The sequence below is a fragment of the Mesotoga sp. H07.pep.5.3 genome, from assembly GCF_002752615.1.
Taxonomy (GTDB): domain Bacteria; phylum Thermotogota; class Thermotogae; order Petrotogales; family Kosmotogaceae; genus Mesotoga; species Mesotoga prima.
Genome location: NZ_AYTV01000012.1, coordinates 297,961 through 308,305 on the forward strand (window position 1 = coordinate 297,961; position 10,345 = coordinate 308,305).

10 protein-coding genes and 3 tRNA genes are annotated in these 10,345 nt (G+C 43.8%); 7 read left to right on the plus strand and 6 right to left on the minus strand.

The genetic code is table 11. The features are described from left to right. Positions 1-8: 8 nt before the first annotated feature. The 6 genes from V513_RS05070 to V513_RS05100 all read right to left on the minus strand — a co-directional run bounded on the left by V513_RS05070 (position 9) and on the right by V513_RS05100 (position 3,993). Positions 9-923 carry an alpha/beta fold hydrolase gene (locus V513_RS05070; protein WP_014730339.1) on the minus strand — a complete coding sequence of 305 codons (915 nt, stop codon included), beginning with the start codon at positions 921-923 and terminating at the stop codon, positions 9-11. 915 nt (positions 924-1,838) lie between these two features. After that, entirely contained in the window at positions 1,839-3,116 is a 1,278-nt protein-coding gene (locus V513_RS05080) for an MFS transporter (RefSeq protein ID WP_099771926.1), read from the minus strand. Between the two features lie 11 nt (positions 3,117-3,127). Next, positions 3,128-3,640 carry a transcription repressor NadR gene (locus V513_RS05085; RefSeq protein ID WP_099771927.1) on the minus strand — a complete coding sequence of 171 codons (513 nt, stop codon included), beginning with the start codon at positions 3,638-3,640 and terminating at the stop codon, positions 3,128-3,130. A 114-nt stretch (positions 3,641-3,754) separates the two neighbouring features. Beyond that, positions 3,755-3,830: transfer RNA gene (locus tag V513_RS05090), tRNA-Phe, on the minus strand. Positions 3,831-3,837: 7 nt separating this feature from the next. After that, a tRNA-Val gene (locus V513_RS05095) sits at positions 3,838-3,912 on the minus strand. Between the two features lie 5 nt (positions 3,913-3,917). Further along, a tRNA-Glu gene (locus V513_RS05100) sits at positions 3,918-3,993 on the minus strand. Positions 3,994-4,144: 151 nt separating this feature from the next. Here V513_RS05100 and minC point away from each other — a divergent pair. The 7 genes from minC to V513_RS05135 are packed head-to-tail and all read left to right on the plus strand — an operon-like array spanning position 4,145 to position 10,345. After that, positions 4,145-4,801, plus strand: coding sequence for a septum site-determining protein MinC (gene minC / locus V513_RS05105; RefSeq protein WP_014730343.1), 657 nt, complete (start codon positions 4,145-4,147; stop codon positions 4,799-4,801). Further along, positions 4,798-5,811 (plus strand): M20/M25/M40 family metallo-hydrolase, encoded by a 1,014-nt coding sequence (locus V513_RS05110; protein WP_099771929.1) that lies wholly within the window; start codon positions 4,798-4,800, stop codon positions 5,809-5,811. Before minC ends, V513_RS05110 begins: the two co-directional genes overlap by 4 nt. After that, on the plus strand, positions 5,808-6,848 hold the full coding sequence (locus V513_RS05115) for a M42 family metallopeptidase (protein WP_014730345.1): 1,041 nt from the start codon (positions 5,808-5,810) through the stop codon (positions 6,846-6,848). The genes V513_RS05110 and V513_RS05115 overlap by 4 nt, the downstream gene beginning before the upstream one ends. After that, a complete protein-coding gene (locus V513_RS05120; protein ID WP_099771930.1) occupies positions 6,845-7,855 on the plus strand; it encodes a M42 family metallopeptidase in 1,011 nt (336 codons plus the stop codon). Before V513_RS05115 ends, V513_RS05120 begins: the two co-directional genes overlap by 4 nt. Continuing rightward, complete coding sequence (locus V513_RS05125; protein ID WP_099771931.1) at positions 7,852-8,841, plus strand: 3-dehydroquinate synthase; 990 nt, start codon at positions 7,852-7,854, stop codon at positions 8,839-8,841. Before V513_RS05120 ends, V513_RS05125 begins: the two co-directional genes overlap by 4 nt. Continuing rightward, on the plus strand, positions 8,838-9,578 hold the full coding sequence (locus tag V513_RS05130; RefSeq protein WP_014730349.1) for an SPOR domain-containing protein: 741 nt from the start codon (positions 8,838-8,840) through the stop codon (positions 9,576-9,578). Before V513_RS05125 ends, V513_RS05130 begins: the two co-directional genes overlap by 4 nt. Next, a complete protein-coding gene (locus V513_RS05135) occupies positions 9,575-10,345 on the plus strand; it encodes a ComEA family DNA-binding protein (protein ID WP_099771932.1) in 771 nt (256 codons plus the stop codon). The genes V513_RS05130 and V513_RS05135 overlap by 4 nt, the downstream gene beginning before the upstream one ends.

The following is a 10,345-nucleotide window of genomic DNA, read 5'->3' on the forward strand; positions in this document are numbered from 1 at the left end:
CCTCCTCTTTATTCGAGGAAAGAGAGAATTTCTTCAGCCACCCTTTCGGGTTTGTCGATGAAGGGAGCGTGTCCTCTTCCCTCAATTATCTTGAGAGTACTTCCAGGAATCTCTTCAGAAATCTTTTTTGCATAATCTAAAGGAAGTATTTCATCCCTTTCTCCCCAGATTATTAATACATTCAGATCGATTTCTCCAAGCATTCCTGAAAGAGAACCGCCATCGCTGTCCTTAATGAACTCACTAAGGAATTGTATAGACATACGATCTACGAGAGCAAAATACTTTCCGAACTCCTCATGGACGAAGTAACTTTTGTCTCCCAGTCTTTTAGTATAGAGATACCTCTGAACAGGATAGGTCTGATAATAGAATCGCATTGCAATCCATGTCAACACTTTGCTACTAGAAATGAAATCAGGCACGAGTTTCTGTTCGGTGAATGCATAAGAATCTATAAGGATGAGATTCTCTACTCTTTCTGAATAGTAGTAGCCGATGTTGAGCGCGATCTCTCCTCCGAGGGAGTGCCCTATTATATCTGCTTTTTCAATGTTCAGAAGATTCATCAAATCTACAAGAAGCTCTGCGTATCCTTTTCTTGAGTAGTCTCCTTTGCTTGACGCTTCAGATAAGCCTGATCCAGGGAGGTCTACTAGGTAGACTTTTCTATTTGAAGAGAGAAGCTTGGCCAGTTCTGAAAAATCAAGATGCGATCCGGGAAATCCGTGAATCATAAGCATCGGTTTTCCTTCGCCGAGAACCTTCAGAAAAAGCTCTTCCTCACCGACCTTCAAGTACCTACCTTCTCTTTCAATCCTGTTCAAAAAAATCCTCGCCATTGTCACACTGAAAATTCCGTTGACAACTGCAACCGCAATGACAATAAGCAGAACCAGAAAGAGCGTCCTAACTATTTTCATTCGCGACACCCCTTTACAGAAGTTGTCGAGCAACAATAATATACCATTTTTCGCATAATGATCTTCAAACTCTCTTATGGTCTAAAATTTGAGAAGAATTATCATCTGCCGGTGCTATGTGAAGCATCTTGACAACAAATTCTGTTGGCATGAATCCATCTGCTATTATCTTCCCTTTTTCATGTTGTTCAGAAGCTGAGCGACCTCTTCATTGTTAGTTCAACTCTTCGAGCTTCTTGATTATTTTGGATGCTTTGCGAACTTGACGGTTGGCAACTCCGGATCCGGGACCGGTTACCAGTTATTCCAGTTTTGCTTCTAGCTGTAGAGTACGGAATATTTAACTCTTTTCGAAACTCTGAGAGATTCCTTCTGTTCTTGATGAAGGCCTTCAAAAACGCAAGAAGCTCTTCTGGCAAAGATGAAAGTTCTCCCTGCGAAAATGATCCGATTATCTTTGCCTTGCAGTTCTGATAGGCATACTCAGTTATCTGCAAGTCTGTACCGCAGCTTGGACATTTGTCGAGTCGTTTCTTCATTTGGAACCCCTCCAACAGATCATAAACTGCGATAATGAAAAGAATAAAAGCAGTAAACGAAGTGACAAGCCAACATGACCAATCTCAGTGGTTTGATGAAATCAATTATTGATGCTATAAATTCAACTCGACAATAACTAGAGTGGATACAGATTTCAGTAATTGGATGAATCTTGTCCATCCTTATTTACTTCATTACAAGTTTTCGATGTCGAAAGATGGGCAGGTTGCTTCGGAGTAGAGAGAACTGCCGCGAGTGCTCAGAAATCATAAATAGCAGTAATCCTGACTATTTGAGACAGATTCTTCTTCTCGAGAAGACAACTATTGGTTCACTCCCCAACAATGATGATCCTGTCGATTAGCTCCTTGCTTATCACTCGATGATCGCCTGTTTTGTTTCAACGCCCATTTTGGATACGATTATCGCAGCAAACAAACTCAGGGCAGCCATGAATATCATCACTACAAACACGCTGCCTGTACCTCCCATAACCAAATTCGTGAAGAAGGGAGCGACAATTCCAGCTGCTCTTGCCATCACTCCAGATGCACCGTTTCCAAGCGCACGCATTTCAGTTGGATATAATTCGGGTGTATATGCGTATACCATTCCCCATGCTCCAAGCACAAAGAGCGAAATCAAAACGCTCGCAACGAGAAGAAGAGCTGAACTATTCACCAGTGCCATGACGATTGACGAAACCGCCATTCCTCCAAAAAAGAACGTTAGTGATGGTTTTCTCCCAATTCTTTCAATGAGGATCACTGCGGTCAGATAGCCAGGCAGTTGCATGATCAACATGAAAAAGGTATACCAGAGAGAAGAGACGGGCGTCAGACCTTTAGACATAAAGATCTTTGGCGCCCACGTGTAGATTCCATAATAGACAAAACTTACGGAAAACCAGCTGATCCAGATCATTATTGTCCTTCTTGCCAGATCATTTCTGAACAGTCCAAGAATTGGTTGCTTAGACTGTTTGTGCATCTCTATCTCTTCATCAATTTCTTTTCCCAGTATTTTCTCCAGTGCGACTTTGCCCTTTTTCATGAACTGATACTTAGGGCTTTCAGGAAGAAAGAAGGAAATTAGCAAGAGTGGTACACTGAATAATGCAAGAAAGTAAAAGGACCACCGCCATCCAAGGCTGTTCAAAGTCAACATGGTAAATCCACCGGTGATTATGCTTCCAACCGCCCAGCTCGATTCAAGAAGAGCGAGATATAAACCTCGGATCCTTATCGATGAGAATTCAGTAAGGTATGCGTTGACTACGGGAAGCAGACCACCATAACCGATTCCAGCTACAAATCTCCAAACTGAGAAAGTTCTCATTGAAACCGAAACGCCGGTAAACCCGGTTGAAAGACCGGCAATAAGCAATAAGATGAGATTTGTCCACTTCCTGCCGAACCTGTCTGATATAATTCCAGAAAACAACGCACCGAGCAGCATTCCCACGAATACCGAACTTGCCATCATATTCTGACTGCCTGTAGTACCGGCAAGATCTTCCACGATTGAAGGAAGTGTCAAAGAGGTAATCATAACTCCTCCGGCTACTAACATCCACTCCAGCGAAGTCAGTAGAAGCATGCGCGTTCTCCTGCCCTTAGTTATATACTTTTGGATCACTTCATCAATGTTCATCAGAGCCTCCTTCAGGTAAGCAAGTAACCCTTTCTTTTTAGAATGCTTCTAATTCTTTCTAAAGACTCTTGAGAGTCAGCCTCGATTGTATGGAGATGAACTCCATCTTTGGAAAGACTGAGAAGAGGAACTGCATTTGATGCTTTTAGAGCAGCTATGAACCTGTTAAGGTCGTCTATCGTTGAAAGGTCTAGTTTGCCCTTTAGCTCTCCGTAAACTGCATGGATTACGCTAACATCAACTACATGGCCGCCGGCGGAAATGATTTCTGAGAGTTCATCATAGATATCTTCTTCATCATGTTTCACCGATACAACCATTCTAAAGGTCCTTCTTTTGCTGAGAAGGTATCCCCTTGTTGTCGCGACAATACTCGACCCATTTTTTCTCAGTTCGTCTATGTCCTTCACGATCATCTGTCTGCTGACACCAGTTTCGTCGGCGAGAAACTGTCCCTTAACAGGGACAGAAGAACCTTCAAGTAGATTCATAATGTATTTGTGCCTCTCGACCTTCTCTATCATTCTCACCCCCGGAAACAATTACATTATAGCAGCTACTTTACAGTAAACACCTTCAAAAAAATATGCCCCGGAGGACATATCAAGCATAAAAACATCCGTAAGAATAAAACTACCTGGTGGCAAGGGACGGAATCGAACCGTCGACACACGGATTTTCAGTCCGCTGCTCTACCTGCTGAGCTACCTCGCCATCAATCTGGTGGAAGCGACAGGGATCGAACCTGTGGCCTTCTGCTTGTAAGGCAGACGCTCTTCCTCTGAGCTACGCTTCCACCACTGGCGCCCTCACGGGGATTTGAACCCCGGTCGCCGGCGTGAAAGGCCAGTGTCCTAGGCCACTAGACGATGAGGGCCGAAGCACGTATTTTATATTACACTATAAACCGTCGGCGGTCAAGAGGCCGATGTGCATTTCTGACAGTTCATCCAGCCCACTTTTTCAATTCCAGTGCGCCTTGGACAGAGTTTTTTCGTGATAGAATCTTGAAGAAAGGGGTGATCACTGTGCCGATTGATTTCAGAATGACTAAGAAGGGCCTGATACTTCTAATTGATTCTTACAGAAGCGTTGACGAACTCAGGCAAGACATCATGAAGAAGTTCGCCGATGCAAAGGATTTTTTTTCTGAAGGAGATGAGATCTCTTTGATGCTTACTCAAGAGACAAGTAAGCCCGACGATATAGTAAAAATCGTCTCATTGCTCAGTGATCTCGGCGTTCATGTTAAAGACATCCTGGTTGGTAGCATGGAGCAAAAGGACGTCAAAGTCGGTCAGAAGTATGATCTCGTAAGAGAGAAGATCACAGAAGTTCGGGGAGCTCAGATTATTAGGCGAAATTTGAGATCTGGTCAAATCGTTGTGCATAATTTTGATGTAGTTGTTATTGGCAACGTTCATCCGGGCGCCGAAATAATAGCTGGAGGGAGCGTAGTGATATTCGGAAGTGCGAAAGGAGTTCTGAGAGCCGGTTATTCCCAGGGCGAGACTGGAGTAATTGCGGCTATCGATTTACAACCGTCGCTCATCCAAATAGGCAACTTCATCACTCAAGAATATGATCATTTTGATGGTCCAGCCGTTGCCCATGTTAGAACGGGAAGAATCATAGTGGAAGAGGCAGACAATGTAAAGTTTGAAGTAAAGGGGGAGGCGAATTGAATCTAGCCAGATTGTTAGTAGATCTCTCCAATGCGTTCGGACCTGTCGGCTACGAAAGTGAAGTGCATTCAGTAATTAAAGAGGCGATAGATCCCTTTGTAGATGAAATCTACACTGACGAGATTGGAAATCTAATCGCAGTTAAGAAAGGTGACAAGAAGCGGATTGGAGTATTCACTCATGTCGATGAGGTGTCTTTGGTCATTTCAAAGATCGACGAAAGAGGGTTCGCGAGATTTGAAGAACTGGGGGGAATAGATCCGAAAGTTCTTATATCTCAGAAGGTCAAGATTAAATGCAGAGACGGAGAAGAAAGGGCCGGGGTGATTGGCATGCTGGCTCCACATCTTCAGAACAAAGAGACAAGAGGAGAGGTCCCTTCTTTTGACGAGTTGTTTATTGATGCTTCGATTAATCCAGATTTTGAGAAGATTGATGTCGGAGATCTTGCGGTAGTAGATTTTTCTGCATTTGAGATGAATGGCAAGGTTTCAGGCAAAGCGTTGGATGATAGAGCTTGTGCCGCTATAAGTATAGAGACTGCTAGAGAACTTTCAAAGTATAGTTTAACGCCCACGGTTTACTTCGTTTTTACCACGAGGGAAGAGGTAGGTGCTATTGGAGCAAAGGGAGCTGCAGAAGCTCTGGAATTAGATCTTGGAGTTGCTATGGATGTAACTCATCATAATAAAGAGAATGATGTAGAGCTTGGCAAGGGGCCGGCCTTGACGGTTGGAGGTCCGAACATCCACAAGAAGTATTTTGAGTTACTGAACAACTACGCGAAGGACAACGAAATAAAGGTTCAGTATGAGTTTGGGTCTGGGCGAACTGGGACGGATGCTGACAATGTGCAGATAGCCGGTACCGGCATTCCGACTCTTCTGCTTTCACTTCCTGAAATGCATATGCATACCCCAGTTGAGGTTGTTCAGATTAGTGACATTGCAAGTACGGCAAGATTACTTGCCGGTTTCTTCGTCTCGCTGAAAGGAGATGAGGACATATGAAGCTCAAACGGTTGAAAGAACTGTGCGAACTCCCGGGAATCTCCGGTTTCGAGGAGAGGGTTTCTTCATATATTATGGAAGTTGTCAAAGAAAAGGTGGACTCTGTCTGGACAGATACGGTTGGAAATCTGATCGCTGTCAGAAAAGGTAATGGAAAAAGCTCAAAACGCCTTATGCTTCTAGCCCACACAGATGAAGTTGGTCTCATGGTCAAAAAAATTAATGAAGATGGTACGCTATCTTTTACTAACATCGGGGGAGTCGATCCTCGAGTACTGATTGGGAAAAAGGTGTTGGTTGGTGAGAATTTGACACCTGGAGTCATAGGATTTGAGGCAATTCATACTCAAGACCCTTCTTCTCTTTTGAAAACCCCTAACATGAACAAGCTGAAAATCTACTTAGGCTATTCAAGGAAGGAAGAGGCTTCAGAAAAACACAGAATAGGAGATCCAGTTTCTTTCGATACTCCGTACAAAGAGATAGGGGACTATGCAGTCGCGAAGTCTTTCGACGACAGAACCGGTTGTGAAGTATTGATGAGGGTTCTTGAAAGCCTTGACGAAAAAGCGGTAGATTTCGATGTTTATTTCGCATGGGTCGTTCAAGAAGAGGTGGGTTTAAGAGGAAGCGGAGTCGCCGCCAAACAAATCAAGCCCGATGTTGCGCTTGTCTTTGAGAATACGACAGCCGGTGATAACCCAGAGCTGCCCGAGTACAGATGGGCCACAAGTCTAGGAAAAGGTCCCGTTTTGACTTTTGCTCATAGCGGTTTGGTTCTTGACAAGAAGATCCTTGACACGATTGTTGAAACCGCAAAAAACAATTCGATAGAGTTTCAATATAAGAGCAGAATAGCGGGAGGAACTGACGCAGCAAGGCTTGCGAAAGTAATGGCCGGTGTGCCTTCTGGAGTCATTTCCACGCCTTCAAGATACATTCATTCACCAACTTCTGTAATAAATGTCAACGATTTTCTTAAAGTAGTAGAACTTGCAACTATACTGGTTAAGGAAGGGAAGGTGCTGTCTAGATGAAGAAACTGATCGAAAAGCTTGTCACTGTTAGTTCTCCAAGCGGCAGAGAATCCGCTATTAGAGAAGCGATAGTCGAAGAGATTAAGCCTTATGTTGACGATATGAAGATAGATCCTTTAGGAAATCTTATTGCAATGAAAAAAGGAAGTAGTGGGAAAAAGCTTTTGCTTGACGGACACATGGATGAAATTGGGGTTGTAGTCACTCACATTGACTCAAACGGGTTCTTGAGAGTCGATTCAGTTGGAGGACTGTCTCCGTACATGCTTCTAGGTTCGAGATTGATCTTTGAGACAGGCGCTTCGGGAGTAGTGGATGTTGAAGGCGAGACGGCAAAGGAACTAGGAGAGACTATAAAGAACCTGGACTACGATCATGTTTTTGTAGATATTGGTGCAATTGACAAGAAGGACGCAGAGAATAAGGCACCGATTGGTACTTTCGGAACCTATGATTCAACCTTTGTCGATCTTGGAAAGAGAATTGTCTCCAAATCGATGGATGATAGAATTGCTTGCGCAATAATGATTCAGGTATTGAAAGAGCTCGATAAACCAAAAGATGACGTATATTTTGTCTTTGCCGTACAGGAGGAAGTCGGAATTGTTGGTGCCAGTGTCGCTGCATTCGATATTATGCCCGATATGGCTGTTGCGATAGATGTTACAGCTGGCCCTGACACTCCCAAATCCTTTAAGAGAATGGGCTTCAAACTTGGAGGAGGTCCAACGATAAAAATCAAGGATCGAGGAAGCGTAAGTTCTGCAAGGGTTGTCTCAAGACTGAAAGAGGTTGCTGAAGAGAAGGAAATTCCAACTCAGTATGAGGTACTGATTTTTGGAGGTACTGATGCAAGAGGTTATCAGACAACTGGGAGAGGAATAGCATCGGGGACCGTCTCGATTCCATGCAGATATGTGCACTCTCCTCACGAAATGGTCGACTATGACGATGTCTTGAATGCGGTTCGTCTTCTTAAGGGCCTTGCAGAAGAAGGAGTGGAATGAAGAGAATTACATTTACGAGCGAATCGACCGAAAGATGTCAGCTCATCTTTGGTAAGAATATGATTGAGAAGCTCCCTGAGTCAATTAGAGTAGTTGACTCAGGGTTCAAGAAGTCTTTTGCGGGAAATTTGAAGTCTGAATACTTAATGCCTGGCGGAGAGCATATTAAGTCTATCGACAGGGTGTTCGAGATTTATCAGCTGGTTAGAGTGTCAAGATGTAAAGCCGTTACTGCAATTGGTGGAGGTTCAATTATAGATCTGGTAGGATACGCGTGTGCAGGCCATACAGAAGTGGAAAAACTCTTCCTTTTTCCAACGACCACCGTTGGTCAGATTATGCCCGCTATTAACGGATTCAAGTTGAATTTTGAGTTTGTCAAGGATCTTCTCTGCGAAAATGGCATTCCCGACAGAGTGTTTATTGATTCTTCGATAAGCTATAAAGAATATCTTGATTCATTGAGAAGTGATCTACTCTTTCCTTTACTAGTTGCCCTTTCTTTCGATATGAGATTATTCAGATACATTTCAAACCTTGTGGCTTCTGGAAAAGAGATTACTGAAGAGCAATGGGATGATATTGTTTTCTCTTCTGTAAAAGCCTATTTGAAGGGAATTGAGCTCAAGAAACCATTTGTTGGAGCGGAAACTGCAGGACTCATCGAAACTGCTTCGAGACTCAGAGCCGGAAATAGGGCAGCAGTGATTCTCGGCGCAATGGTAGAACTGCGGCTCGCCAGGGAATTCAGTAACAATGACGTTAAAAGCTCGGAGGTTTTTTTCGGTTTAGTGAGGCAGCTGTGGAACAGAAACTGGCCCTTGAGAATTGATTTATCGTCCTTGGTCGATCTGATTGAACAAAAGGGTGGTCTGAAAATCAGTACGCCCGACGGTAGTCTAGACAGAACTTATTTTGTCGGGTATTCATCATTTGAAAGGTTCATTAGAGAGAAAACGTGGAGAGGATTGGAGAGTTTTGCATGAGCGAAGAATCACATGACTATGTCTTGAAGACATTGATTGTAGTTGTTCTCGGACTATCTGCCATTGTTTTTATCTTAGGAGGCTATGCAATTCTGCTTCGAGAGGAAAACCGTAGAGCGAAGCTCGTAATAGAAGAGATTCGAAGCTCGGTTTTTACCCCTTCAACCGATCAACCAGAAGTATCAGAAAATCCCGTTGAAATTCCGACAGGTACACAGATAATTAGGGAGGCGATCTCAGTTCCCGAGACTCAAAACTTCTTCCTTGAGACTTTCGATTACCGAAGGCTAATAACAAATTCCTTCGATTTCTTGGCTGAAGGCTCTGAGTTCGGCTATGTGGTTGTGGAAGAAGGAACGGCGTTCAAACTTTGTGTAGAAAAGGGATTAGGTAAGTATTTTATCACCCGTGTGGGTGATCAATTTGGTGTTATGTTTCTTGGTGAAAACCCACTTACCGGTCTTTATGACTCAAAAACCGCTTATGGAATTCAGCTTGTTTCTCATACAGTATCTGACGGCATTGCGCCTCAGGTCATGGATCTCAGAAGTGCCGGTTATCCTGCCTTTGTATACAAATCAATAACAACTGATGGAAGAACCTTCTACGCAGCTATACTGGGAGTATTTCCGGATGCCAATGCGGCTCGGAATTATTCCTCAGAAGTTGATGTCCAGTCTTTACAGAGGATAACGGGATGGAATATCACGGACAGATTTCCGAGGCAGCTTAGATGAGGAAGTTAACTGTCAAAGAGCTTCAGATAATTGGTTCGGTTGTAATTCTTGTCTTGATGGGTTTTGTGGCAGTCATGGGGCACACCGGGACGGAAAGCACCGAACAAAATTTCGATCAGACGGAGTCTGTTAGTTTTCCGATCGACTTGAATTCGTGTACAGAGAGGGAGCTTGAGCTACTCCCAGGAATTGGTCCGGCAAAAGCAAGAGCTATTATCGATTACAGAACCTCGGTGGGTCAGTTCGGTTCTGTCGAAGATATTCTCCAGGTTAGGGGTATCGGAGAGAAGACGTTAAGCAATTTCAGGAAAATGGTGACTGTTGCGGGTTCCGCTACCACTCTTGCAGATGTAAACACCCTAATCGACATAAACAAGGCAGACGTATTGTCACTGCAAGATATTCCGGGTATTGGGGAGGCGAAAGCAAAGGCAATAGTCGAGTTTAGAGAAAAAAACGGATCGTTCAGGACCTCAGACGACCTTCTGAAAGTACCGGGTATCGGCCCCTCAATTCTCTCAGAGATTCTCGCTAGCATTGTTCCTCTTGTTGGAAGCGACAAGCAATCAGGTTCCTTGAAGGTGAACGTTAATACTGCTGATGAGGAGGTTCTTTGTGGACTTCCGGGCGTAGGACCGGTTATTGCCAAAAGAATAGTCGAATTCCGAGCCAGTTTCGGCCCCTTTCGTTCATATGAGGACTTGGAGAGAGTAAGCGGGATTGGGGAAAAAACCATCGCGAACCTGAAGGAGCTGATAGAGTTTTGA

Excerpts from the sequence above, each read along its gene's own strand:
- V513_RS05120 (WP_099771930.1), top strand. The coding sequence starts at position 6,845 with ATGAAGAAACTGATCGAAAAGCTTGTCACTGTTAGTTCTCCAAGCGGC.
- V513_RS05130 (WP_014730349.1), top strand. The coding sequence starts at position 8,838 with ATGAGCGAAGAATCACATGACTATGTCTTGAAGACATTGATTGTAGTT.
- V513_RS05115 (WP_014730345.1), top strand. The coding sequence starts at position 5,808 with ATGAAGCTCAAACGGTTGAAAGAACTGTGCGAACTCCCGGGAATCTCC.
- V513_RS05125 (WP_099771931.1), top strand. The coding sequence starts at position 7,852 with ATGAAGAGAATTACATTTACGAGCGAATCGACCGAAAGATGTCAGCTC.
- V513_RS05080 (WP_099771926.1), bottom strand. The coding sequence starts at position 3,116 with ATGAACATTGATGAAGTGATCCAAAAGTATATAACTAAGGGCAGGAGA.
- V513_RS05085 (WP_099771927.1), bottom strand. The coding sequence starts at position 3,640 with ATGATAGAGAAGGTCGAGAGGCACAAATACATTATGAATCTACTTGAA.
- V513_RS05135 (WP_099771932.1), top strand. The coding sequence starts at position 9,575 with ATGAGGAAGTTAACTGTCAAAGAGCTTCAGATAATTGGTTCGGTTGTA.
- V513_RS05070 (WP_014730339.1), bottom strand. The coding sequence starts at position 923 with ATGAAAATAGTTAGGACGCTCTTTCTGGTTCTGCTTATTGTCATTGCG.